The following is a 26,199-nucleotide window of genomic DNA, read 5'->3' as shown; positions in this document are numbered from 1 at the left end:
TCACCTCCAAATTAAACCATCGGGACACAAATTGACGCCCCACCAGAAAGCTAGGGAAACTATCCATCACAGACGGCAAGCGAGGATGCCAATTCCACCAACCCCCTGGCCCCCGCTAACCCTGGAGGCCCTTCAATAGAACTACCCCGAATCAACCAGTCAGGAGGAAGCTTAGCCGAACCGAAAGCGCTAAGGGATTTCAAGCTCACCCTCAACGCGGATCGCCCAAACAATATCGAGGAAGCAATCCCCTTAAGGCGAACCCGGCACAATGCAGCCAGCAGCATCATCTCCAACTCCGGCGGGATGGGGCCAAACCTATCCTCAAGCTCCTCCTTAAGATCATCCACTTCCCGCTCATCAAGCAGCCCGAAGAGCCTTCTGTACAACCTTACCCTAACGGCAGGGTCCTCCAAATACCATCCAGGAAGCGTGGGAGAATCCTCCCACTCCACCTGGGGCATCTCCGTATCCTCACCCTTCAGGCGGGACATTTCCTCCTCCAGCATCCGGAAGTAAAGCTCAGGAGAAAGGCTTGAGACATGCCCATGTTGAGAAGCCCCTATTAACTCCCCACCACCCCTCATGGAGAGGTCCACCATGGACAGATGAAACCCGGATCCAAGCTGATCCATCGATCCTATGGCCTCCAGCCTCTTTAGGGAATCCCCCCTCGCAAGCCCCTCCGGGTAGAGAAAAAGGGCAAAGGCCTGATCGCTTCGGCGACCAACCCTGCCCCTGAGCTGGTAAAGCTGGGCCAATCCAAGGCGGTGAGCCTCATCGACTATTATGGTGTTGGCCCCAGGGAGGTCAAGCCCGCTCTCTATTATCGTGGTGCACAACAAAATATCCACCGACCCATCCATGAACGCCATCATCGCGTCCTCAAGCTCCCGGTCCTTCATCTTCCCATGGGCCATCTGAATCCTGAGATCCGGGAAAAGGGTCCGAAGGCGCAGATAGGTCTTGTGCATTGACTGTATCCTGTTATGAACGAAGAAGACCTGCCCACCTCGGCTAACCTCCCGCATAACCGATCCCTTTACCAACGCATCCTGCCATGGGGAAACCACGGTTATAACGGGCCTCCTGTCCACCGGAGGGGTTGAAAGCACCGATATGTCTCGATAACCGCTCAACGCAAGCTGCAAGGTCCTCGGTATCGGGGTAGCGGAAAGCATGAGGACGTCCGCTCGAGGGGAAAGATGTCTCCACCGTTCCTTCTGCATCACCCCAAAACGATGCTCCTCATCCACCACCAGAAGCCCAAGGTTCTTGCAAGACACATCGTCCATCAGTACCCTATGGGTGCCTATCAGTATATCCACCTTCCCCTTGGCAAAGTCCTTCCTTATCGCTTCCTGCTGTGAACTGGGGATAAAACGATAAAGCGCCTCCACCCTTATGGGGAAAGCAGCTAACCGCTCAGAGAAGGTCTTATGATGTTGGGCGGCAAGGAGAGTGGTGGGGGTTATTATCAAGACCTGATAACCGGACATGGCAGCCTTAAAGGCCGCACGTAGGGCAAGCTCGGTCTTCCCAAAGCCCACGTCTCCTACTAGAACCCTATCCATCGGGATAGGACGTTCCATGTCGGCACATATCTCCTCCCAACACCGTATCTGGTCACGGGTCTCCCTGTGGGGAAAGGTGGACCTTAGCGCTTCCATCTCATCACGAAGCGGTTCAAAGGCTATGCCTCTCTGCATCTGTCGCCTAGCCTGGGCCTCCAGCAGCTTTGACGCCGCCTCCTTCGCCTTTTGACGGGCTTCTTCTAAGCTCCTCTTCCACCTGCCCTTCCGCAGAGAATCCAACTCCACCGGATGATCCGGCGGGGATTCAAGCCTGTGCAGTTTGGATATACGGTACGTGGGCACCAAAAGACGGCTTCCACCGGCAAATTCCAAAGCCAAGTAGTCCTGAGAAACCCCTCTCTGCACGAGGCTCTCAACCCCCTGATACCGACATACCCCATAATCCTCATGGACCATGAGATCCCCAGGGGACATCCAGTCCAACAGCTCCAAAGGTGGGACCACAGGCATGAGACCATGCCTTGTCCCACCTGGACCCGCCACATCAGACTCGGATAGGTATAGGATCCCCCTTCGGCTGTCAAAAGCCCCAGCCGAAATAGGCTTTGAAACCGTCTGGAACCCCGCACGATGAGCCCACTCAACGTAACCCTCGGTCACCCCAAAGAAGATGGTCCTGCAACCTCTATCCCTAAGCTCCCTCCCGTAAGACTCCGCATCCCGCAGCCTTCCGGCAAAAACAGGCACTTGAACCCAACCGGTATGTGACGCCATGGAGGAGGTAGAGAAGGTAGCACGAAGGACGCTTGATGCCCTAGAAAGAACCGCTTCCCACGATGTCCCCTCTGGAAGACGCGGAAATGAGCGCCTAAAATCGCCCCACAACCACGATGAAACATCACACTGAGTATTGCATTCCTTGGGTTCGAAAACCACCAAATCAAAGTCAACTTGAAGGGAAGAGAGATCACTAGCCCCCAGACCCTTGAGGGTTGGGACATGAAGCCCCTCCAACCTTCCAACGGTTCGTTGAGTGGAAGTATCAAATAGCCGAATCTCCGCAACCCGGTCATCATCGAAGACCACCCTTACCGCCCCTTCACCGGGGGGGAAGACATCCACCAGCCCTCCTCGCAGGGCCCACTGTCCAGGAGCCCAAACCACCGGGACCCTTTCGTAGCCCTGGGAGGACAGCCAGGATATCAAATCGCTGCGAACCTCTTCCCCAACGGCGATCCAAAGGTTTTGAAACTCCGAAAGGAACGGCAAGACCACGCCGGAAGAGGAGGCTACCATGATGCCGCCCTGATCAACCCAACGCAACACAGCCCTTCCCCTATGCAAGAGAAGGGCTTCCATCCCACACCCGTCATGCCCGCTCAACGGCAGATCCGGCAAAGCCAAGGGATCATGAGTGCCAACAGCTCGAAGATCCGCCAACAAAGTCCCGGCCTCGGCAGAGCCGGGCAAGACTACCAGTCTTCGCCGCAGCGGGGTTTCACAAACCAAATCCTCCAGCCAAAGGGCCCTAGCCACCCCTCTTGGCACGCGAAAAAGCCCATGCACTTCCATGGCTCTAGCAAAAATAAATCATGGAGAACCGATCATCCAAGATGGCAGAAATCCTTGGAGTTTACCCGACACATGGCCTTCTCAACTCCCAATTTAATCCAAAGCCCTATGGCATCTTCTGCACAACGGGCCACAAAAGGCCAAGACCCTATCTCCTTCTCGGACAGGCAGGACAACACCCATTTGGCCAGGTCCATACCGGGGACCTCAGGAGAACCCACCCCGATCCTCAAACGAGGAACCTCGCAGGTCCCCAGGGAAGCTATCACAGAGGCCATCCCCTTCTGGCCCCCGGCGCTCCCCCTATCCCTCATCCGGAGCCTACCAAAAGGAAGGGCAACATCGTCGTATATCACCATTATCATCTCAGGGGGCACCTTAAAGTACCTAGCCGCCTCCGCCACCGCAAGGCCGCTCAGGTTCATGTAGGTGGTAGGCTTCATGAGACAACACGCCTCCCCCTCAACGCAGGCAGGGTCCCAGAACAGGGATTTAAACCTATCCTTCGGGGACCCTGCCCCCCAAGCCCGAGCTAGGTGATCAACCACAAGCCACCCCGCATTGTGCCTGGTCCAAACATATTGAGGGCCTGGGTTGCCCAGGCCCACGATCAACCTCATGATCCGCCGCTAAACCCCTACTCTCCGCCCTTCTTGGCCTTACCCTTGGCCATGACTTCAACCTCACGGGGTTCACCCTCAGCAGCCTCGGACTCCTCCTCTGGAGAGGAAACCGCCACCACCACCGTGTCCTGCGGCAAGACCCAGTGAACCTTAGGACCGAACTCAAGGTCCGAGATACGAACTTCCTTGCCCATCTCCAAGGACCTCACATCTATATCCACCCGCTCCGGGATATCCTCGGGGAACACCTCCGCCACCAGCTCGTAGTGGTACTGCTCAAGGATTCCCCCCTGCTTAACCCCAGCACACACATCTTTGCCATGGAGATGCACCGGGATCTGCACCCTAACCTTGTGATCCTTGACCATCTGGAGGAAGTCCAGATGCACCAGGTCCCGGGAGAGGGGATGACGCTGGATCTCCTTTATTAGCGCCATCTCCTGGTTCCCGCCGATCGCCAGCTCGATCACCGTAGTCTCCCAACTCTCACTGGCACACACCGGCTGAACCTCTTTGGCACTAACGTACCCCGCCTTACCACCCTCATAGGAAGGACCGTAGACGACCGCCGGGATCATCCCCTTGCTACGAAGCTTCCTGCAGGCCCCCTTACCAAGCCCCTCCCTATCGTGAAACTGCACTTTTACCCTTTCCCTCATATCCTTCATCCTCCTCTGACGCAGATCCCCGGGGCCCAATCAGGACAAACACATCAGCCCCGCGGCCACTACGAACTTTTTTAAGTTTTTAGGACGCCTCAGCGCGATGGGCGCTGATGAAAAAGTATGCTCACAGAGTGATCCGAATGTATACGCCTTATGGCCTCCGCAAAAAGCGGCGCTATCGACAGGGTAGTTATTTTATCACACAACTTGTCCTGGCTCATGGGTATGGTGTCGGTGAGCACCAGTTCCTCTATGACGGAGGACCGCACCCTGTCAACCGCGGGACCGGACAGAACCCCATGGGTAGCACAGGCCAAGACCCTCCTGGCCCCCTTGTCCATAAGGGCGCTGGCTGCGTTCACCAACGTCCCAGCGGTGTCAACTATGTCGTCAACCAGTATGGCCACCTTGCCCTTGACGTCCCCGATTATCTCCATGACCTCGCAGAAGTTGGCCACCTCATGGGACCTGCGCTTGTCCACTATGGCCAGGTCCGCGTTAAGATGCCCCGCAAAGTTACGGGCCCTCACCACACCACCGATATCCGGGGATACAACCACTACCTCTCCGGATTCTATGTCATCCTTCAAGGTCCTTTTGAAATAGGAGGCCAGAAGGGGTATCCCGGTGAGATGGTCAACCGGTATATCGAAGAAACCCTGTATCTGACCGGCATGAAGGTCCGCAGCTATCATCCTGTCGGTACCTGCTACGCTGAGCAGGTTGGCCACGAGCTTTGCGGTGATGGGCTCCCTGGAGCGAGTTTTCCTGTCCTGCCTGGCGTAACCAAAATAAGGGGTCACCACGTTTATCCTGTAAGCAGACGCCCTGGCAAGGGCATCTACCATCACCAACAACTCCATAAGGTTCTCGTTGACCGGGTTACAGGTGGGCTGCACCACGTAAACGTCCGCCCCCCTCCACGCTCTCCTCAATGGAAACCCCTATTTCACCATCGGAGAACCTGAAGAGCTTACAAGCCGCAAGGGGCACCCCCAGATTCATGCATATGCTCTCCGCAAACTGGGGATGCGAGCTGCCGGACAAAACCTTTATCTCCTTGAGCCCCGCCGTCATCACACAACACCCTTCCTCAATCTTTTTTATGCCTCCGCCGGCTCCATCCCTCCACGTTCCTCTGCCTTGCCCTGGCAACCCCCAGAGAACCAGCAGGCACGTCCTGGGTTATCACGGAACCAGCAGCAGTCGTAGCCCCATCCCCCACGCTGACCGGCGCAACCAACATGGTATCGCTGCCAATGAAACAGTTGTCCCCTATGATCGTAGGGTTCTTTGATACCCCGTCGTAGTTGCAAGTTATGGCGCCAGCCCCTATATTGGTATCCCTGCCTATTGAAGCATCCCCAACATAGGACAGGTGAGGCACCTTGCTGCCCTCACCAATCCGGCTCTTCTTTATCTCAACAAAACGGCCCGCCAGGGAACCGTCTTCCATAATAACCCCATCCCTAAGAAAAGCAAACGGCCCCACCTGCACCCCATCGCCTAGCTTTGAAGACTCCATCCTCACGTTGCCCAAGACCCGGCATCGGCTCCCCATCTCCACGTGGTTAAGCCATGACATGGCCCCTATACGACAGGAGTCTCCTATGCGAGACCTTCCTATGACCGTAACCCCCTGCTCTATCCAGACGTCATGGCCGATCTCAACCCGGGGGCCTATCCACACGGAGTTGAGGTCCAAACACTTAAGCCCCAACGACAACCAACGAGTGAGTACCCTAAGCCTCAACAGCTCAGACAGCTGAGCGTACTGCAAGGGATCGTTTATACCCCGAAGCTCATCCTCACAAACGGACAAGACCCCGATGGATCCCATCTGAGATAACAGCGAAACCGCATCCGGGAGGTAGTACTCCCCTTGGGCATTTCTATTATCCAGCCTCTCCAACACCCCATCCAGGGCCTCCACATCGAACACATATACCCCGCCGTTACAAAGCCTCACCGCTTTCTCCTCCGGAGAGGCATCCTTCTCCTCCACGATGCGGACCGCCCCTCCAGAGCGTATCACCCTTCCATATCCAGAAGGGTCCCCCGCCTCAAAGGCAAGGAGGGTACACAAGTTACCCTGGGATAGATGACTGTCGATCAAGCCCCTTAAAGTCTCCCCCGACAACATGGGGGCATCCACAGGCAAAACCAGGAGATGCTTAAGCTCCTTCCACCAATCCCTGGCACACATGACCGCATGGGCCGTACCAAGCATGGGAGACTGAAAGGCAACGGAGGCCTCGAAACCCAAATCCCTAACGCAGGACGCCACCGCCTCCCCTTCATGGCCCACCACCACGCACATGGCGGAAACGCCGCTCTCCTCCATGGCCCTAAGGGGATAGTAAACCAGGGGCTCACCAAGGATCGGGAAGAGAGCCTTGGGCGTGCTGCTCTTAAGCCTCGTCCCCTTGCCAGCTGCTAAAACCAGGCCACCCACCAAGCCAGCACTCAAAGGATCCACCCTCTCTCGCGAGTTCTAAAACTCTCAAGACCGCAACAAATAAGGGAAGCCCACAGGCTCCCCACTAAATCCGATGGCTGGGGTGGATGGATTCGAACCATCGAATGGCGGATCCAAAGTCCGCTGCCTTACCACTTGGCTACACCCCAATCGATCCTAGATTATATCCCTTAAAGGGCAGCCCTTCAAGGGCACCCGATGGGGATGCGGCAAAAGGGCACAGCCCCCTTTTCAATCACTGCGATGGGAAATATAATGTAAATTGATTTCAAACTATTACCAATCAGGAGGAAGGACCGTGTGGACCGTAGAGGAGGGCATCGAAAGGCTACGAGAAGCTGGAGGGAAGATAACTAATCAGAGGATCGCCATACTAAGGGCCATGGAGGCCCGGACAGACCATCCCTCTGCGGACGCCATATTCAACGAAGTGAAGGAAGAGTATCCGTCCATATCCATAGCCACCATCTATGGGACCCTCAAGATGATGGCCAAGGCAAATCTGGTAAAGATCCTCTCCATAGACGATAAGCGGATGTACTTCGACCCCAACGTGGCAAGCCATGGGCACTTCCTTTGCGAAAGCTGCGGGAAGCTCTGGGACCTTGAGCACATTGGCGGCGACATCTCCCTAACACTAGTGCCCCACGGAGGGGCTATGGTAACCCGATTCGAGCTATTTGTCTATGGGCTATGCCGAGATTGCTCTACACAAAAGGGGTAAGGAGATGTATGGAAACTAAAGTATGGTTCATAAAAATAAATTTTAATATATGTACATTAACACATACCTTCAGGCTTTTTAAAGATTAAGACCTTTACCAACCCCATGGGGATTCTGCTAAACTGTCCCTGTGGCCCTAGGGCTAAATACTGTAGGGCTATAGGGAGGTAAGATGAACCTGGAAGGTCTTAACGGTTTGGTAGCCATAGTTCTCCCCGATGAACTATCGAAGGTAAAGATCCTGTTGGAGTCGATGATATCCGCCATGGGGCACCCCGTGCTATCCTTTCAAGATTTTCCTTCCATGACGGTATCCATTGACAACCAAGGGATAGTTGCTCTTGTCTTCTCGTTGGAACACGCGGCTCCCGAAGAGCTGAAGAGCGTGCTTCAGGTGGTGAAGAACCTACCAGGAGGGAACACCTGCAAGATACTGGGCCTTCATGACCAGTGGGACAAGATGAAGATACGCCTGATGGGACGTTCCATGGGATGTTCAGACGTCCTGCCCATCACCCCTACGGATACCCAGCTAAGGCAGGCCCTTGGTCTATCTTCGAGTAACCCTCAACCATCCCCAGGTCAAGGGAACGCACAACCCCAGCAGACCGCGAACACCCCAGAAACCTCAAAGTCGGTCCTGGTGGTGGACGACGCCTCCATAATAAGGAACGGTCTTAAACACATCCTCCTCGAGATGGGGCTCAACGTGATGGAGGCCTCAAACGGAAATGAGGCATACAACATCTTTCTATCATCCGCACCAGATCTCCTCATAACCGACCTTATAATGCCAGGGATGGATGGCTTCGCCCTGATAAGCCGATTCAGGGGAAACCCTTCCACCTCCAAGCGCCCCATAATAGTCGTGTCCAGCTACGGAGATAAGCCCAGGCTCGTGAAGGCGTTGAAATCTGGGGCTAACGACTTCATCGTGAAACCATTCAAGCCAGAGGTGGTTAAAGACAAGGTAAGGAGACATCTTTCCCTGTAGGGAAACCCCAATTTTTTACTTCACTTTTTCAGAGAGGAGATCTCACCATATGCTTTCCGGCACGTTGCGTTCAACCTTGATAAGAGCATACGCCCTTCTCGCTGTGCTCTTTTCGCTCATCCCAACCCTAGCCATACCATCAAAGAGCCGCGCCGAAGAAACGGAGGCGCTGTTGTTCTGCATAACTGTCCCATTGGTTGAGGGGAAGGATGTGTCGGTCAACCTGCCCAACGGCAGCACTAAGACGGTCGGCAAGGTGGTAGCCCTTCCGGATAAGACCCGTTGGCCCTCCTACACCGCCACAAAATGGGGTAAACCAGGCACCGTAGCGGCATCCGCGGTTAACGCGATCCACCTGCTGATAGGGATCGACAAGGGCAGAGGCAGGACCATGAGCATAACGCCCCTAAAGACCATAGCCCCCGCCGCAGGCCCCGGCGCCAGCATAGTGATAGATAGCCCCGCAGGAGAAGGCATGTTCGGTGCATGGGCCCCAGCGGTGGGCAACCCGGTAATGGTCAGAGGTGAGGACGGAACTGAAGCCCCCCTCTCGGAGTCTAGAATACCTAAACCGGGGGATTCACTCGTAATAAAGGTAACCAAAGACTCCGTACCCTACTTGGTGGAGATCGAAAACCGGCCCGGGGGAAGGGTGATGGCCTATTACTCGTCTTACAGGACCGAGGTAATAGGCAGGGTGTTGCGACCGGTTGAAGGCGTAGGCCGTTTCGAAGGAACCCTGTTTCAAGACGTGGGAAGGATAAGGGCAAACCACCCAGGCGTAATCGACATAAGCACCTCCCCAAACGGGGAAATAGGAGGGTTCCAAATCATCCCCTGGGAACACTCCCGGTCCCCGGAGATGTTAAACCTTTGGAACATGACGCAATGGATGGTCATCGCCCCAGAGGACGGCAGATCCCCCATGGGGGGAACCCCGCCCCTGTTCCTCGGGGGTTTGGTCCCAGGCCCCGCCTCCTCAGAGTCCCTATGGGACCTCTGGTCCACCTACGGCAGGAGGCCTCTGGTCTTGTGCAGGATCCAAGGCGGCCCATGGCAAAAGCTACCGGTAGCGGTGGGGAAGGATGACCATGCGCTCAAGGGACTTACACATCTAAGGATATACTTCCCCACCTATGACGAACCCCTTAAATCCGATACATCACAATCACAAGGGGATTAAGCAAATACCCGGAATAAGGCTGGAGGGGGTCTCTTAAAGACCCCCTCCGATGCTTTCTTCCCTAGACCGCCACTACTCCACCGTAACGCTCTTGGCCAAATTTCTAGGCTGGTCTATCTCCCGCCCCCTCAGGAGGGCCACGTGATAGGCGAACATCTGAAGCGGTATCACGGAGAGGAACGGGGAGAAACACTCATCACACCTTGGTATTCTGATCACCGTGTCCGCCATCTGGCATATAAGGTCATCTCCATCCGAAGCCACCGCAACCACGGGGGAGCGCCTCGCCCTGGCCTCCTGGACGTTGGACAAGGTCTTCTCGTATAACCCGTCCTTGGGGATCACCACCATGACCGGCACATTGGGCTCCAGCAGGGCTATCGGGCCGTGCTTCATCTCCCCTGCCGCATAGGCCTCCGCGTGAACGTAGGATATCTCCTTGAGCTTCAGGGCCCCCTCCATGGCTATAGGATAGGAGAACCCCCTGCCCAGGAACAAGAAGTTATCAAATCCAAAGAAAGTCTCCGCCGCCTTCTTAACCTCCGATTCCCGCTCAAGGACCCTCTCAACCTCATAGGGGAGCTTAAGCAGGATGGAAGCCAACCGCTCCGCCTCAGCAGGGTTTAAATCCCCCCTGTCCCAGCCGAGCTTAAGGGCCAGGAGGTACAGAGCGCCAAGCTGCCCCATGAAGGTCTTGGTAGCCGCCACACCTATCTCAGGACCGGCCTTCAAGAGAAGGAGATCGTGCACCTCCCTCGCAAGGGTAGACCCCCTCACATTGGTTATCCCAAGGCAACGACCACCCATCGCCCTCACCTTTCTCTGGGCTGCAAGGGTATCTGCGGTCTCCCCGGACTGGGACACAAACACCGCCAGGGTATCAGCTCCTATCCTGACATCCCGATAGCGGTACTCAGAAGCTATATCTACCTTAACGTCCAAAGTGGTCCACCTTTCAAGGACCCGCTCTGCAACAAGGCATGCGTAGTAGGAAGTTCCACAGGCCACCAGGTGAATGCGTCTAAGGGAACCAAGGAAATCCGGCGTCCAGTTAACCCCATCTCCCAGGTCAACAGAACCCTCCAGAAGTCGGCCCTTTAAAGTAGACCTCAAGACCGCCCCCTGTTCGTGAATCTCCTTGGCCATGTAGTGAGGGTAGCCGTCCTTCTCCGACATCGAAACGTCCCAGTCAACCCGCTGGGGCGCCCTCTCCAAAGGCCGTCCATCCTTGTCCCAAAGGCGGATAGCTCCCCCACGAACCTCCGCGATATCCCCCTCATCCATGTAGATCACATCTTTTGTAAATGGAAGCAGAGGAGGCACGTCCGAGGCGCACAAGCCCTCTACCTCGGCTACCCCAAGGACCAACGGAGAACCCTTTCTCACGCAGTAAAACCCATTGGGGTCCTCCCTGTTGAGGATCACCAACGCATATGACCCCTCCAAACGACGCTGGATCTCCACAAGGCTGGATACCATGTCCCCATTGTAGATCTTGGAAAGGAGCTGAACTATCACCTCGGAGTCCGTCTGGGATACGAAAGAAATCCCTTCCCGCTCAAGCTGGTCCTTTATGTCAAGGTAGTTCTCAACTATGCCGTTATGCACCAACACAAACCTTCCATCCGAATCCACGTGCGGATGGGCGTTCTCTCCGGTCACATCCCCGTGGGTGGCCCATCGGGTATGTCCAACCCCAAGTCCACCCTCCAGATTCATGCCCTCCACCCGGGACGCGAGGTCTGATACCTTGCCAACGTCCTTAACCACCTTTATGTTCACACCATCGTGAACCGCAAGCCCCGCTGAGTCGTAACCCCGGTACTCCAAACGTCTAAGACCGTCAAGCAACACACCAACAGCATTGCGGGGCCCCACATACCCGACCACACCGCACATAAGATCATTTCTCCTTCCAATCAAAAACCAACCTAAACGCGGGTTCGAGACCCTTTGTCCCCCGGATTGCTCCGGGGATTTATGGTCCCGATTCAGGGCCCCCCACAGGACCCCGGGGCATCCGCCGAAATATCGATAAACCCCGTCCTCGTCATCCCCTCGTTAAAACTAACGCGGGGATCAGGCGCTTAACCCCCTTTAACGCAAACCGATGTAAAAAACCCCCTACATCTAAATCACCCCCTCCTTCTCAAGGACCTCCACCACTATGTCCCGCAACCGCTCATCACGAACCGCCATGGTCACGGTAGCCCTAAGCCATCCCTCCTTGGTCCCGCAATCCAATCTCTCACCCCTGTAAAGATAGCCGTACACCGGCTCATCCCTCAAAAGGGATTTCAGACCATCGGTCAGCTGTATCTCCCCTCCAGACCCCGGCGCAACCCTCTCAAGGTGGTCGAAGACCGAGCTGGAAAGGACGTAACGTCCCATTATGGCAAGCCGACTCGGCGCATCCTCTGGATTCGGTTTCTCCACCATGTCCCTTATACGGAACACCCCATCCCCCAGGTCCTCGGCATCCACTATACCATACCGCGCGGTATCCTCCTTAGATACCTCCTCCAAGGCAAGCACAGAGCCACCGAAGGCCCTACGCACCCTATCCAGCTGTGCTAGAACCGGTTCATCCGAGACTATAACGTCATCGGGAAGGATCACCCCAAAGTAATCACCGTTACAACAGGTCCTGCCGCAGAGGACCGCATGACCAAGGCCAAGGGGCTCCGACTGCCGCACGTAAGAAAATCGGGCCATCTCGCTTATACCCCTAACCAAGTCCGCAAGATCAGCCTTACCCCGGGACTCCAACAGGGCCTCCAAGTCAGGGGATCTATCGAAGTAATCCTCTATGGACCTCTTCCCCCTACCGGTCACGAACACTATGTCCCTACAACCGGCCCCACACGCCTCCTCAACCCCGTAGTGAATGAGCGGCTTGTCTATAAGCGGCAGCATCTCCTTCGGCGTCTCCTTAGTGGCGGGCAGGAAACGAGTACCAAGACCAGCTACGGGGAAAAGACAGTGGCGAAGCACGCTAGAATCGCTCAAGCCCGTACACCCCCATTAGTAAATCAACAAACCTCATCCGATACCGACCGGAACCTCAAATGCCGGCACAGGACCGAACAACCACCTAGCCAATAAGCTTGCCCATAACCTCGGAGAACACGGCGCTCGCGGATTCCAATCGGCTGGGATCCTTCGCCTCGAGGAGCACCCTTATCAGGGGCTCCGTGCCGGAGGGCCTCACAAACACCCTTCCCCATCGGCCTATGATCTCCTCGGCGGACCTCACCGCAGCGGCAAGCTCATGGGAATTCAACACCCCATCCCTGTCCTTAACCCTAAAATTTATCAACCTCTGGGGATACCGCTCAAAACGATCGCACAAACCATCAAAGCTCTCCCCCAACTCCTCGCAGGCCCTAATGAACAGCAGCGCGGTGCACAGACCATCACCACTCTCAACCCAGGGTTTCACAATCACATGCCCCGACTGTTCCCCCCCCAACATGGCCCCCTCCCGCACCATGGTCTCCAATACATATCTGTCTCCCACGGGACAACGGAACAGCTTTATACCCTCGGAGCCTAGATTCTCCTCCAGGGCCATGTTGCTCATCACCGTGGCCACCACGCCGCTGCCAAGCCCACCCCTTAACTTCAACCACCTGGCTAGCACCCAAAGCATCAGATCCCCGTCTATCACCCTGCCCTTAGGATCACAAAGCAGGGTGCGATCCGCATCCCCGTCAAACGCCACTCCCAAGGGGGCCCCGCTCTTGACCACCGCCTCAGCCAGGCTCTCCATGTGCATTACCCCACATGAGCGGTTTATGTTGGTACCATCCGGTTCAGCCCAGATAATCCGGGGCTCCCAGGAGGCAAACACCCTTTCCACAACCGGCCCTATCGCACCATTAGCACAATCAACAACGATACCCTTAACGGGGCTCGCCCCGTCGTAGCAGGATGAAAGCCACTGGGAGTATTGATCCCTGAACTCCAAGGTCTCACTATAAACCCCCATCCCAAGCCCCGCTGGGCGATGATGGGGCTCAAACTCCAAAAAGCCCTCTATGGCAGCCTCCTCCTCATCGGAAAGCTTCTGCCCATCGGGGCCAAAGAACTTTATGCCGTTGTACTCCGCGGGATTGTGCGACGCACTGACCACCGCACCCCCGTCAGCCGTTCCATTCCGAAGCAAAAAGCTCACCCCTGGGGTGGGCAACACACCCCCGGATACAACCGTAGCTCCCATCGACATCATCCCCGCCCCAAGGGCTAACTCCAACATCTGCCCCGAGGCCCTAGTATCCCTGCAAACTATCACCTTTGGGGCATCAACCCCTCGGCTTTTGAGAAACCTGACGTAAGCGACCCCAAGCCGCGTAGCCATCTCAGGGGTCATGACACCCCGGTTAGCCACATCCCTTACCCCGTCGGTGCCAAAGTACATCCTCTTCGCCATCTTCTCGGACAACTCAGATCACTCCATATAGTTCATCTCTTCTCCTGCAGCTGCACCCTCGGTGGATCCACCGAAATCACAACCACAGATTCCCTCTTGGGTTTCACCAGCACCGGAAGGGTTATCCTGCTGGTCACCACGTTGCTTACATCCACATAGGCCTCCACCAATTCCGACGGAGGTGCCTCAGATGGAATGCCTTCCTTCGAAGAAATCTCCACGGTAACGTCAACTTCCGCGGGGGATAACACCCAACCCTTATCCACATCGACCCCCCTTAACTTCACGGGCACACCCCTGATGACCCTCTTAGACGAACGATGGGAAAGCTTAACATGCACCTGGGCCAGCCCACCACCTAGAACTACAACACCGTCCACGGGAGATCTCACCGGCACCCAGGCTGAAAAATCCTGCTGGGCTCCCTCAACGTTAACCGGAGGAAGGTCTATTACCTTCAACTGCTCTATGGCCTCGGGGGTACCCTGAACCATCACGGCCTCAGGGATCACGTTAACCGAGTCCACCACAAAACCCCAACCCGGCATACCCTCCACCGAGGCCCTAAGGGGCACACGGCCAATAATTTTATCAGAGGAGATGGGCATGTCCAAAGTCACCTCTTTGGGATTAAAATCCAAATCCCTGCCCAAGGAGTAATCCTTCCTAAAGACCAACTCCACCGGGAAAACCCTACGCCCCTCTGAAAAGGCCTGATAAGTAACCTGTACCCTTGCATGATCCACTCCCCGGACCTGCTCCTCAGTCCCCTGAACCGATACATACCTAGGCGTCACCGTTACACCAGACACCTTCGCTTCCCGCGGAAAGTCCTTGCCAAAGTCAACTCTAACCGGCACATCCCTCACAGACCTCCTGTGCAGCACTACCGTCACATACTGGGGCTTGAAAGTCACAGACTCAACCCCCTTTGGCAGCTCAATGCGGGGCACCAGCTTGTAAGTGCCCGGGGGAAGACCGGTTACATCAACCCTCACACTCAAGGATGAGGGATCCATGTCAGATAGCAAACCTATGTCCCCAAAGAACTTTGCCTCCACCGAGCTCTCCTTAACCTCCACCGAGAGGTCCCTCGAAGCTCCCACCACCTCCAAAGGAAGGGTCACAGGCCTGTAGCCCTTCGTACTGTGATCCCATGATACGAAGAACCAAATCACCACCGCTATGAGGAAGGAGAGGAGCTGTAGGGAAAGTCTGGAATATATCCATTGCTTAACCCTTCCCCGCCTAGTCATCATAATCGATCACCGAATCCTCCTCGATCAGGCTGTCCCGGAAACGATCCCAAAATGAACGGTATCCATCTTTCCCTCTAAAGTAGTGCAACAGCAGCTTGCGAAGCTGCTCCTCGTTGAGGGGGTTCGATATCCTACCGTTAACCGCCAGGGAAATCTCTCCCCTCTCCTCAGACACGACCAACGCCAACGCATCAGATATCTCCGTAACCCCCAGGGCTGCCCTGTGCCTCGTACCGTACCAACGGGAGAGATCGCTCTTCTCGGTCAGGGGGAGATAGCAAGATGCGGCTATCACGCTGTTCCTGTCTAATATAACCGCCCCATCGTGAAGCGGGTTCCCAGGCCAAAACAGGGATACCAAAAGCTCCTGAGAGGGCTGCGCCTTTATGGGAACCGCAGACCTCCACACCTCCTTCAGCCCGGTCTGACGTTGAAGGACTAAAAGCGCCCCGATCCTCTTGCTCTGAAGGTACAAAAGCGCCCTTAAAACCTCATCCGCCAAGGTTTCCAGCTTCTCCTTCCCCTTCTGGATCCTCCAAAGATGCCCCCTGCCAAGCTCCTCCAAAACCCGCCTAAGCTCCGGCTGAAAAAGCACCGGTATGACTATGAGCAACGCCTGGAAAAACCTAGATAGCACCCAGGTAAGAGCCTTGAGCTCTAACAGGTTGGCTAATGCCGCAGTTATGCCAAGCACCATAAGCCCCCTCAAGAGCTGAACCGCCCGGGTACCAACCACCAAAAGCAGGAGCTTGTAAACCACAAACGCGATTATGAATATGTCCAGTAAGTCCTGCCACCTAAGGCTGGGCCAGAACACTGTATATACCTCCAAAGCTTAATAAGAAATAAAAAATCCTCTTAAACACCTAAGTACTCTTTCGCCACGTACTCCGAAGTGGCGCTCTGAAGCATGGCCCCGTAGTTAGGCCGAAAGCTCAACTTACAACCCATCGAAATATGGATGGCATCTTCTACGTCGCAAACCATGTGGTCGCTGGAGGCCCCAAGAATCCTTACCCCCTCGTCCAACGGGGTAAGCCCCTCCGGCCTGGTATCCTGACGACCAACCGCCAGTATCGCCCTTAACCTCTCCCCAAGGTCCTCAAACACCGGCAAGTTACCAAAAGCATCCCTTCCAATCTCACCCCTTGGCACCGACGGCTTACGCCGAAGTTCCACCACCTCCGAGATGAGCTTGACCGCATCCCTTCGAAGATAGGGGATATCCCTCATGCCCGTTGAGTCGGTCCCAAGGATTATACCCTCTCCTACCCTTAAGTTGTTCACCCCCGCTGGCAGAGTACCGTCCTCTAATAACCTAAGGGCTAAGGTTCCACCTCCGGATACTATTGGAACGTCAAAACCAGACGCCTCTCGTATGACCTGAGCTACCTCTAATAGCTCCCTCTGGTTAGCGGGGGTAGCTAAAACCCCACCGAAACACCCTAGGTTAGTCCCGACCCCCTCCACCTTGACCCACGAAAGGGACGCGCAAAAACCCCCCACCCTGGGGGCATCTTCAACCATAAAACCCTCCCTTAGATCCCCCAGGTCGAACATGAGTATCACCTTGAAAGACTTCCTCTCCAGCGCACAGCGCCCTTCAAGAACCTCCAAGGTCTCCAGAGAGGATATTAAACAACCATCTGCCAGATGAACCATTCGGTCCACCTCGCTGAGCATGGGAATCCTTATCAAAAAGAAAGGGCCTTCGATCCCAGCCCTTCTCATCTTCTCAAAGTTTTGAAGCCGGCTGTCCCCCAAAGCCGAACAACCGCCTTCCAGCATGGCCATTGCAACCCCCGGTTCCCCGCAAAGCCCCTTGGTGATCCCCCAAATCGAAACCCCAGCGGCGGCAGCCATGGAACATACCCTGTAAGCGTTAAAACGTATCAGATCAAGGTCAACGGAAAGGACTGGCAACCGGTCCATGTACGCATCCCCCCTCCTCTAGACCTACTGTATCGCTTTTATTAAACACACAGTCTCGTGCCAAAGAGCTCCGCCTGGGCAAGGAACGTGCAAACATTTTCCCTAATATCGGCTATCTTAGCTTGCTCAGAATCGCCATGTCCTCCGCCGCAAAGGCAGGAGATATCTCCAAGATTGCGGGGGTTTTAGAGAAGTTTTGGTCCTGTAAAACCATCCCGAAGGCAGACAAACCGATGGCCCCGTTACCCACCCTCTCATGCCTGTCCTTTCTAGACCCCTTAGGGTCCTTGGAATCATTAAGATGCCAACATCCTACTATGGACACCCCCATATCACCCAAGGCTCCAAGGGTTCGTCGATACCCTCCGGGGGACCTGATATCATACCCCGCGGCGAAAAGATGGCACGTATCAAGGCATAGACCAACCCTCTTTATCCCCATTCGCACACAGAGCTCAACGCAGTCCTTCAGCACATAACCTACGGCGGTGCCCTGCCCGGCGGAGGGTTCCAGAAGGAGCCTCACGGAACTCGGAGATCGCTCCAAAACCGCCTCTATACCCCTCTCAAGGTTCGCCATCCCCGCCTCATACCCCGCACCACCGTGATGGCCGGGATGAAATACCAAGGACTCTATCCCCAAGGCATCACAGCGCTGCATCTCCATAACGAGGGCTTCCACACTCCGCTCCCACATGGACAAATCGCTAGATGCCAGGTTGATGAGGTATGAACCATGCGCCACCACAGGGATAAAACCGCAACCCATCCATGCCCTGTAAAACCGTTGACACTGGTCAATGGATACGGGGGATGCAAACCACTGCAACTGGCTCTTTGTGAAGATCTGAATGCACTGGCATCCCAAGGCCATTCCCCTCTCGAAGGCCCTCCAGAGTCCCCCCTCAACCGACACGTGCGCCCCTAGAAGAGCCATCGTATCTCCTCCGATTTAAGGGCAAGAGCCAACAACACCCTGGCGGTGAGGCCGAAAACCCTTCCCAAACCACATAAAATCAGCTCCGGACCTCCCATTTCGTCAAAGGAGAAATCCCCCAGCTTTGGGAGGGGGATCTTCTCAATCGCATCAACCTCTTGAGGGGATGGCGCAAATACGGGTTCACCATCTAAGCTTACAAACACCACCGGCACCACGTTGAACGAGCTGGTTATTGCCCTAACGGGGGACATAACCGCAACTGGGCGCCAGTCCCCCGAAGGAGAAACCTCCTCCGCCGCCTCCCGGCTGGCGGTATCTGCCGGCGTACGATCTTCAGGATCCCTGGCTCCCCCAGGAAAGGCTATCTGTCCGGGGTGGCGCCTTAGGGTAAACGGGCGCCTGGTCAGCAACGTACAGACCCCTTTAGCTGGAGAAAACCACAGGGGAACCCATATGGCTCCCCACAAGCCATCAAAGCCATAGGAGTCCCACAAGGGGATCTCCTCCGCCGTTTTGATGGCCCGCAGGGAAATCCGATGAGATAAGAGCTCCAAATTAAAAAAGGGGGCCGAAGCCCCTTTGTCGTTCAGCGAAGCTTCACCCTCCCCTGATAGACCACTCCTCTGGTACCGTCCACAGTGACCAACATACCATCCTGGAGGAGCTTCATGGAATCCTTGGCGCTCACCACACAGGGAATGCCAAGCTCCAACGCCACTATGGCAGCGTGGCTGGTAAGACCACCCTCCTCCGCTATGATCGCAGAGGCCTTTCTCATGGCAGGAACATAGTCCTTGTCGGTCTGCTCCACCACAAGCACATCCCCGGGGCGCATCTTCTCCAATGCTTCCTTGGCATTCTTACAACGACACACAAACCCCGAGGCCTCTCTCTTTATGAGGGACAAACCCTTAACCAATATCTGGCCTATGGTGTAAACCTGAACCATGTTGGTGGTGCCAGGTATTCCAACTGGCACCCCGGCGGTTATGACGACCAGATCTCCCTCGGCGACGAAACCCTCTTCCAGTGCGGCAGACATGGCGGCCTCAACCGCCTCCTCTGCGTTGCTGGCCTCGTCCCTCATAACCGGGTAAACACCCCAAAGGAGTGCCAACTCCCTCCAGGTGTTCTTCGATGGGGTAGCCGCCACGATGGGGCACTGGGGACGATACTTACTCACCATCCTGGCGGTGCTTCCGCTTCTGGTAAGGGATATTATGGCCGCCGCCTTCATGTCCTCAGCTATCGTCATGGCCGCGTGGCTCACCGCATCAGCCACATGGTTAGCCACCTGAACCTGCTGATACCGCTGCCACAGGCGCATCTCCCCCTCGGCGCGGTTAACGATCCGGCTCATGGTCTCCACCGCTTGGATAGGATACTTACCCTTTGCGGTCTCCCCGGACAACATCACCGCATCCGCCCCGTCCAACACCGCATTGGCCACGTCGTTAGCCTCCGCCCTAGTGGGCCGGGGATTCCTTATCATGGAGTCCAACATCTGAGTGGCCACGATGACCGGCTTCCCCTGGAGACGGCATACGTCCACTATTCGCTTTTGCGCAAGCGGGACATCCTCCGTGGGCATCTCAACCCCAAGATCCCCACGAGCCACCATCATACCGTCAACCACCTGGGCAATGTCCTCCAAGTTCTGGAAGGCCTGCCGGGTCTCTATCTTGGCGATGATCTTCATGGTACCGCCCAGCTCTTCTAAAACCCGCCTCACCTGAATTATGTCGTCCCGGGTCCTCACGAAGGAGACCGCTATGTAGTCCATCCCCTTCTCCACACCCCACTTGATGTCCTCTATGTCCTTCGATGTGAGGGTGGGGACCGAAAGCGCCGCCTCCGGGACGTTAACCCCCTTCCGCTCCCCAAGCTCTCCGCCCACCAAGACCTTGCAGGATATGCGGTCCTCATATACCCGCTCGACCCTCAGGTGAATGGTGCCGTCATCAATGAACACGTCCATGCCCGGGGAGACCTCCGAGGGAAGGTTGTGGTAGCTTATCGAAACTCCCCTCTCGTCCCCCTCTATCTCAGGGATCACCAGGTCAAAGCTCTTCCCCTGCTGCAACATCACCGGAGAATGACCCTTCAGAAGGCCGGTCCTAATCTCCGGACCCTTGGTATCCAAAAGCGTGGCGATGGGACGCCTTATCTCCTGTTCCACCTGACGAACCAGCTTCAGGTTAAGCTCGTGAGTCTCGTATTCCCCGTGACTGAAGTTAAAACGAGCAACGTTCATTCCCGCCTCCGCCATGGCCCTCAAAACATCGTAATCGCTGCACGCGGGCCCCAAAGTACAAACTATCTTCACCCGTCTCAACTGGGCTCACCTCCCGCTGTCTATCTTACCGTGCTTAGTGTATATCTCGCTTGCTCCCCTCACCTTTATGGCGGAGGTATGCTCCGTAAACTGAGCGATCCAAACCTCACCCTTATCAAGCTTCTCCGTATGGGAGAATTTAGTCTCCTGCCCCCTGGTCAAACCTATGACGGTCACCCCATCCTCCAAAGCCTTGACCACCACGTAATCACTCATGACCGACATGCGCTGGACACCCTCCACTTGTCTCACCCCTCCACTTCGCCCTCATCCTGGAGCCTAGAAGTCAAGGGCCAACTGGCCGCCAAACATCTCTTCAAGGCTCCTCTTCAAGGAATCATCCACCCTCACCTTTATGGAACGGGACCAGAGGGCCACAATGCTACCCCTATCCTCAACGTAAACCAAGAGAGGACTGGGGCCGGAATGTCCCTTTAATTCTCTTGCAAGATCTCTAAAAAGGCCAGCCCTGGGACCTAAAACCCTTATCTTTGCAATGGGAGATTTCGTCTTCATCCACTCTCCCGCTTCCATAATCTCATCCACCAAAACCGACAACCGCCCATCGTCCTTAACCGCCCCGGAGAACACGTATATGCCCCCGCTCCTAAGCACAGGCTTGACCCTCTGCCAAACCTTGGGGAAGCACACCACCTCAACCTTGTCCTCCCCGTCCTCCATCTCTAGAATCCCCATGGGATCCCCCCGCTTAGTGTACCTTTCCCTCAACCCCACCAGCAAACCGGCGGTCACCGGGACCACGTTGGACGATCTCCACGACGGAAGATCCCCTATGCGGCAAACCAGGTACGGAGCAAGATCCCGTTCCACCTGTTCAAACGGATGCCCCGATATGTACAACCCCAGTACCTCCCGCTCCCACTCCAACCTCTGGTGGAGCTCCGCATCTTCCACTTCCTCCATCGCCGGCTCCGCTTCCTCCACATCATCCTCGCAGAAGAGGCTTACCTGCTTGGTGGAGTCGCATCTGCGCTGAGCTATCTCCAAAAGGTTGCCAAGGTTCTCCAACAACATCCTGCGGTTGGGGCAGAGGGCATCAAAAGCACCGGCCTTTATCAGGTTCTCCACCACCGCCCTGTTAACCGATCTTAGGTCAACTCGGCATAAAAAGTCCCAAAAGGACTTAAATGGACCATCGGACCTGGCCTTTATGATGGCCTCCACCGCAGAATCACCAACTTTGGCCACCGCTGACAAGCCCAGCCTTATAACGTCCTTGACCGCCACGAAGTCGCGCTGAGACTCGTTTACATCCGGCGGAAGGACCTGATAACCCAGGTTCCTCACATCCCTTATGTACTTCCCCAACACATCCATGCGGGCCCCAACTATGCTGGAGAGATAAGATGCCAGGAACTCCGGACCGTAATGGGCTTTGAGATAGGCGGTCTGATAGCTTATAAGGGCGTACGCAGCGCTATGAGACTTGTTGAAGCCGTACTCGGCGAACTTCTCTATGCTGTTGAAGATCTCCTCCGCCATCTTGGGATCCACGCCCCTCTGCCTGGCCCCCTCAACGAACTTGGACCTCTGCTTCTCCATCACGTCCGCCTTCTTCTTACCCATGGCCCTCCTCAACAGGTCCGCCTCGCCAAGCGTATAACCGGCCAACTCGGCAGCACACTGCATGACCTGCTCCTGGTACAGGATAACCCCATAGGTCTCCTTCAGGGCCTTCTCTAGGCTCGGATGGGGGTAGGTAACCGGGGCCCTGCCATGTTTCCTCTCTATGTAGTCGTCCACCATCCCACTCCCAAGGGGACCAGGTCTATAAAGGGCCAACACCGCTACAAGATCCTCGAAACAGTCCGGCCTAAGACGGCGCAACAGGTCCTGCATGCCCGAGGATTCAAGCTGAAACACCCCAAGGGTGTCGGCCTGCTGGAGCATCCGGAACGTGGCCTCGTCATCCATGGGAATGGCACCTAAGTCCAACTTGATCCCTCTGTTAGACTCTATGTTTTTAAGGGCACCCTCTATCACGGAAAGGGTCCTAAGCCCCAAAAAGTCCATCTTAACCAGCCCCAGGTGTTCCAATGGCTCCATGGAGTACTGGGTAACCACCTGGTTCTCCCCTATCTTCTTGACCGGGACCATCTCAACAAGGGGCACCGGGGTTATCACGACCCCCGCGGCATGCTGAGAACAGTGTCTGGCTATGCCCTCTATATGAGAAGCGGTATCCACCAAGCGGCGCACCTTGGGATCCGAAGCGTGGGCCTCCTTGAGCTCCGCCGACTTCTCCAGCGCCTCCTTTAGGGATTTCACCCCATCAGGGATCAGCTTGGCAACCCTGTCAACCTCCGGATAAGACATGGCAAGGGCCCTTCCCACGTCCCTTACAGCGGCCTTGCTCTTCATCCTATCGAAGGTGATTATCTGGGAAACCCTGTCCATTCCGTACTTCTCAACTATGTAAGCAAGCACCTCGTCCCTTCGCTTGTCCGAAACATCAGTGTCTATATCGGGCATGCTGATCCTCTCAGGGTTCAGGAACCGTTCAAAAAGAAGGTTGTACTTTAGCGGATCAAGCTCTGTTATGCCTAACGACCAGGCCACCAAAGATCCCGCCGCAGATCCCCTGCCAGGTCCTATGGGGATGCCCCTCGACTTGGCGGCGGTTATTATGTCCGCCACTATGCAGAAGTACCCCGGGAAGCCCATCTGCTTTATCACCCCAAGCTCGTAACGAAGGCGGTCCTCGTACTCCCTGGGTACCGGCTCACCAACCCTCCGTCTAAGCCCCTCCTGTGCGATCCTCTCTAGATAGCTGTCCAGAGTCTCTCCCTCCGGGATCGGGAACTCCGGCAGCATGTACTGCCCCAGGGTTAGCTTTACATCACAACGTTCAGCTATCAAAAGGGTGTTTTTAAGGGCCTCTGGAACCTCAGTTCCTAAAAGAGACCACATCTCCTCTGGGCTTCTCAAATAGAAATCATCAGAGCCAAACCTATATCTGTCCTTCGTCTCCACAGTGCTGTTGGTCTGGACACAAAGAAGGACATCATGCCAAGATGCATCTTCACGCCTTAGATAGTGGGCATCGTTGGTGGCCACAAGCGGCAGAGAGCAGCTCTTGGCCAACCTTATTAGCTCCCGGTTCGCAAGGGCCTGTTCCGGGAGCTGGTTGTACATGACCTCTATGAAGAAATTACCTTCCCCAAATATATCCCGGTAAAGCATGGCCCTGGCTGCGGCACCATCGAAGTCCCCCTCCATCAAAAGCTGGGGGATCTCCCCTGCAAGACACGCGGAAGAGGCGATTAACCCCTTGGAGTGCTCCGCAAGAACCCCATGGTCTACCCTAGGTTTATAGTAAAAACCATCGGTGTTCGCTATGGACACCAGCTTCATAAGGTTCTTGTACCCCAAGGTATCCTCGGCCCAAAGGACCAGATGGTTGTTCCTTCCCTTCCCATCGCGGGAATCCATGCCCTTGGGGTCCACATAGACCTCACACCCCATTATCGGGTTTAACCCCCCGGGCCTCGCACTTCTCGTAAAACTCCTCACAACCATACATGACCCCATGGTCAGTGAGGGCCACAGCCCCCATCCCCATGGAGACCACCGATTCCACCAGGTCCCCACATCTTATGGCCCCGTCCAGAAGGCTGTATTCGCTGTGCACGTGAAGATGTACAAACTGTTGGCCGCTCATTCAGCCTCTTCCTCCTGCAAATCATCTTCCTCAGAGGTTTCATCGCTTGCCCTGACGTAAAGGACCTCCCCGTCAAGCCATGAGAGGGCATCCCTTATCCCATCCCCATCGGACCCGGCGTCCGTTTCCCGCGGTACAGCACACCCCTTAACATCAGGCTTCCCGTCTAGAGCCCCTGGAGGCGAGGATACCACCCGCTCCCATACAATATCATCTTCTTGAAGCTCCGGGACCGGTGGCAACGAAGGTGCGGGGACCTCCTCATCGCCCCCCTCAGGGTCAACCCCCTCCAAAGGAACCCCAAGAACCTCCAGGAAAACCTGGGAAACCACTGCCCTAGCCCGATAGCCCGCCATGTAGCTCGACACCAACGGATCATGGGGTACGTCTAGATATGCAGCGTCAGCATCCGCATATATCCCACAATGCATAAGCGCACACCCAAGGGCCGGGTCTTCCTCCATAAGACGCCTAAATATGGAGAGCCTAAGATCCCCAGCAATTCGGCTCCCCCTAGGGCTTTCACCACCACCGCCATCGGAGCTCACCACAACAGGTCGAGCAGCCCCATCCCCCGCAGAGGCCCTACCTCGCACCTCCTTGACCGGTGAACCCGCCTCCCCCGATGGGATCACACCGGCGCTAGAAAAGCTTGTTCCTGGGACATCCCCACGGGCACGGGAAGGAACTTCTGCCCCCCTAGTATCCCCCTTGCCCTGCGCAAGCTGAGGGCCAGCACCCAGGATAGCGCAATCTATCCCCCTCTGCAGAAGCCCCGCAAACACGTCAGCCCTCATGCCCTGCCTTGCCCTTGGCATCAAATCCGCCAACATGGAGCAGATAGCCCTCAGAACCTCTTGGTCCCACAAAGGAGCCTCCTCAACAAGGAACTCCCCCTCCTGAGAGGATACCCCAAGGGCCCCCACCACCTGCGAACCCCAACGGTTCACGAACATCAAATCCCTAAAAATTAAAAAAAGCCCCTCCACAAACCTCTCCAGGTTACTGCCGCTGCGGATCATATCCATGAGGGTCAAAAAAGCACCCTTGGGGTCAGTACGGACCTTCTCCACCCACCCCTGAAGGACATCTCTTCCGCAGCCTCCAAGTATCCCGGATACCGCATCTAGGGTCACCCGGCCAGCCCCCACAGATATGGCCTGCTCCATCATGGAAAGGGCGTCCCGGAGAGCTCCATCCGCATGCCTTGCCAGCTCCCACAGGGCCTCCTCATCCGCCTCTATCCCCTCCAGAGATGACACCTCAACCAACCTATCCTTTATGTCCTCCGTGGGGATGCGCTGAAACGGGAAATGGACGCATCTTGACCTTATGGTGACCGGCACCTTCTGCGGCTCCGTAGTGGCTAACACGAAATAAACCCTGCTTGGAGGCTCCTCAAGGGTCTTTAAAAGAGCGTTAAACGCCGCCTCCGTCAACATGTGGACCTCGTCTATTATGTATACCTTATTGGGAGCCTGAAAGGGAGCCAAAGCGACCTGGTCCTTAAGGGCCCTGATCTCCTCAATTCCACGGTTAGATGCCCCGTCTATCTCCACCACGTCAAGGTGATCCCCCCGCTGGATGGACTCACAGCTAGGACACTGGCCACAGCTCTCCCCTCCAACAAGGGGAGACGAACAGTTGAGCCGCTTTGCTAAAAGCCTGGCGGCGCTGGTCTTGCCGCACCCCCTGGGACCGGAGAATAAAAATGCATGGGGGACCTTACCGCTCTCCAAAGAACTCACAAGGGCCTCCACGACCCGTCTTTGCCCGGAGATCTCCGAGAACCGCCTGGGCCGGTACTTCCTGTAAAGAGAAAGGTACATTACCTCGCCTCCACC

18 protein-coding genes, 1 tRNA gene and 2 pseudogenes are annotated in these 26,199 nt (G+C 55.8%); 3 read left to right on the top strand and 18 right to left on the bottom strand.

What is annotated here, in order from left to right; genetic code table 11:
* Window positions 1-59: 59 nt before the first annotated feature.
* The 6 genes and pseudogenes from THEVEDRAFT_RS03620 to THEVEDRAFT_RS03595 form a co-directional block, all read right to left on the bottom strand.
* Entirely contained in the window at window positions 60-2,939 is a 2,880-nt protein-coding gene (locus THEVEDRAFT_RS03620) for a DEAD/DEAH box helicase (protein WP_245522722.1), read from the bottom strand.
* 200 nt (window positions 2,940-3,139) lie between these two features.
* Window positions 3,140-3,727 (bottom strand): aminoacyl-tRNA hydrolase, encoded by a 588-nt coding sequence (pth, locus tag THEVEDRAFT_RS03615; RefSeq protein WP_040825281.1) that lies wholly within the window; start codon window positions 3,725-3,727, stop codon window positions 3,140-3,142.
* A 17-nt stretch (window positions 3,728-3,744) separates the two neighbouring features.
* Complete coding sequence (locus tag THEVEDRAFT_RS03610) at window positions 3,745-4,389, bottom strand: 50S ribosomal protein L25 (RefSeq protein ID WP_006583370.1); 645 nt, start codon at window positions 4,387-4,389, stop codon at window positions 3,745-3,747.
* A 98-nt stretch (window positions 4,390-4,487) separates the two neighbouring features.
* Window positions 4,488-5,472: pseudogene (locus tag THEVEDRAFT_RS03605) on the bottom strand (ribose-phosphate diphosphokinase).
* A 16-nt stretch (window positions 5,473-5,488) separates the two neighbouring features.
* Entirely contained in the window at window positions 5,489-6,874 is a 1,386-nt protein-coding gene (gene glmU / locus THEVEDRAFT_RS03600) for a bifunctional UDP-N-acetylglucosamine diphosphorylase/glucosamine-1-phosphate N-acetyltransferase GlmU (protein ID WP_425358268.1), read from the bottom strand.
* A gap of 74 nt (window positions 6,875-6,948) precedes the next feature.
* Window positions 6,949-7,023 (bottom strand) — tRNA-Gln (locus THEVEDRAFT_RS03595).
* A gap of 149 nt (window positions 7,024-7,172) precedes the next feature.
* Here THEVEDRAFT_RS03595 and THEVEDRAFT_RS03590 point away from each other — a divergent pair.
* The 3 genes from THEVEDRAFT_RS03590 to THEVEDRAFT_RS03580 all read left to right on the top strand — a co-directional run bounded on the left by THEVEDRAFT_RS03590 (window position 7,173) and on the right by THEVEDRAFT_RS03580 (window position 9,775).
* Window positions 7,173-7,598: a Fur family transcriptional regulator gene (locus tag THEVEDRAFT_RS03590; RefSeq protein WP_006583367.1), complete on the top strand. Its 426-nt coding sequence runs from the start codon at window positions 7,173-7,175 to the stop codon at window positions 7,596-7,598.
* 172 nt (window positions 7,599-7,770) lie between these two features.
* Window positions 7,771-8,592, top strand: a complete 822-nt coding sequence (locus THEVEDRAFT_RS03585) for a response regulator (protein ID WP_006583366.1) — start codon at window positions 7,771-7,773, stop codon at window positions 8,590-8,592.
* 172 nt (window positions 8,593-8,764) lie between these two features.
* A complete protein-coding gene (locus THEVEDRAFT_RS03580) occupies window positions 8,765-9,775 on the top strand; it encodes a hypothetical protein (RefSeq protein WP_245522721.1) in 1,011 nt (336 codons plus the stop codon).
* Window positions 9,776-9,847: 72 nt separating this feature from the next.
* Here THEVEDRAFT_RS03580 and glmS read toward each other — a convergent pair whose 3' ends face one another.
* The 12 genes and pseudogenes from glmS to dnaX all read right to left on the bottom strand — a co-directional run bounded on the left by glmS (window position 9,848) and on the right by dnaX (window position 26,184).
* A complete protein-coding gene (gene glmS, locus THEVEDRAFT_RS03575) occupies window positions 9,848-11,674 on the bottom strand; it encodes a glutamine--fructose-6-phosphate transaminase (isomerizing) (RefSeq protein ID WP_006583364.1) in 1,827 nt (608 codons plus the stop codon).
* 231 nt (window positions 11,675-11,905) lie between these two features.
* A complete protein-coding gene (galU, locus tag THEVEDRAFT_RS03570; RefSeq protein WP_006583363.1) occupies window positions 11,906-12,784 on the bottom strand; it encodes a UTP--glucose-1-phosphate uridylyltransferase GalU in 879 nt (292 codons plus the stop codon).
* An 85-nt stretch (window positions 12,785-12,869) separates the two neighbouring features.
* Window positions 12,870-14,219 carry a phosphoglucosamine mutase gene (gene glmM / locus THEVEDRAFT_RS03565; RefSeq protein ID WP_006583362.1) on the bottom strand — a complete coding sequence of 450 codons (1,350 nt, stop codon included), beginning with the start codon at window positions 14,217-14,219 and terminating at the stop codon, window positions 12,870-12,872.
* A 20-nt stretch (window positions 14,220-14,239) separates the two neighbouring features.
* Window positions 14,240-15,463 carry a CdaR family protein gene (locus THEVEDRAFT_RS03560; RefSeq protein WP_245522720.1) on the bottom strand — a complete coding sequence of 408 codons (1,224 nt, stop codon included), beginning with the start codon at window positions 15,461-15,463 and terminating at the stop codon, window positions 14,240-14,242.
* Window positions 15,456-16,283: a diadenylate cyclase CdaA gene (gene cdaA / locus THEVEDRAFT_RS03555; RefSeq protein ID WP_006583360.1), complete on the bottom strand. Its 828-nt coding sequence runs from the start codon at window positions 16,281-16,283 to the stop codon at window positions 15,456-15,458. The genes THEVEDRAFT_RS03560 and cdaA overlap by 8 nt, the downstream gene beginning before the upstream one ends.
* A gap of 41 nt (window positions 16,284-16,324) precedes the next feature.
* Window positions 16,325-17,398, bottom strand: a complete 1,074-nt coding sequence (locus THEVEDRAFT_RS03550) for an alanine racemase (RefSeq protein ID WP_006583359.1) — start codon at window positions 17,396-17,398, stop codon at window positions 16,325-16,327.
* Window positions 17,399-17,510: 112 nt separating this feature from the next.
* Entirely contained in the window at window positions 17,511-18,335 is an 825-nt protein-coding gene (locus THEVEDRAFT_RS03545; protein WP_006583358.1) for a deoxyribonuclease IV, read from the bottom strand.
* The gene (locus THEVEDRAFT_RS03540) at window positions 18,323-18,748 is read right to left on the bottom strand and encodes an NUDIX hydrolase (protein WP_216593061.1); all 426 of its coding nucleotides are present in this window, start codon (window positions 18,746-18,748) and stop codon (window positions 18,323-18,325) included. The genes THEVEDRAFT_RS03545 and THEVEDRAFT_RS03540 overlap by 13 nt, the downstream gene beginning before the upstream one ends.
* Before the next feature lie 176 nt (window positions 18,749-18,924).
* Window positions 18,925-20,673: a pyruvate kinase gene (pyk, locus tag THEVEDRAFT_RS03535; RefSeq protein ID WP_006583356.1), complete on the bottom strand. Its 1,749-nt coding sequence runs from the start codon at window positions 20,671-20,673 to the stop codon at window positions 18,925-18,927.
* 6 nt (window positions 20,674-20,679) lie between these two features.
* On the bottom strand, window positions 20,680-20,925 hold the full coding sequence (gene mtrB, locus THEVEDRAFT_RS03530) for a trp RNA-binding attenuation protein MtrB (RefSeq protein WP_425358267.1): 246 nt from the start codon (window positions 20,923-20,925) through the stop codon (window positions 20,680-20,682).
* A gap of 27 nt (window positions 20,926-20,952) precedes the next feature.
* Window positions 20,953-24,355 (bottom strand): annotated as a pseudogene (gene dnaE / locus THEVEDRAFT_RS03525) (DNA polymerase III subunit alpha).
* Entirely contained in the window at window positions 24,352-26,184 is a 1,833-nt protein-coding gene (dnaX, locus tag THEVEDRAFT_RS03520; RefSeq protein ID WP_006583353.1) for a DNA polymerase III subunit gamma/tau, read from the bottom strand. Before dnaX ends, dnaE begins: the two are co-directional and overlap by 4 nt.
* Window positions 26,185-26,199 lie beyond the last annotated feature (15 nt).

The sequence above is a fragment of the Thermanaerovibrio velox DSM 12556 genome (assembly GCF_000237825.1).
In the GTDB taxonomy this organism is placed as follows: Bacteria; Synergistota; Synergistia; order Synergistales; family Synergistaceae; genus Thermanaerovibrio; species Thermanaerovibrio velox.
This window is presented reverse-complemented; position numbering and strand designations above follow the sequence as displayed.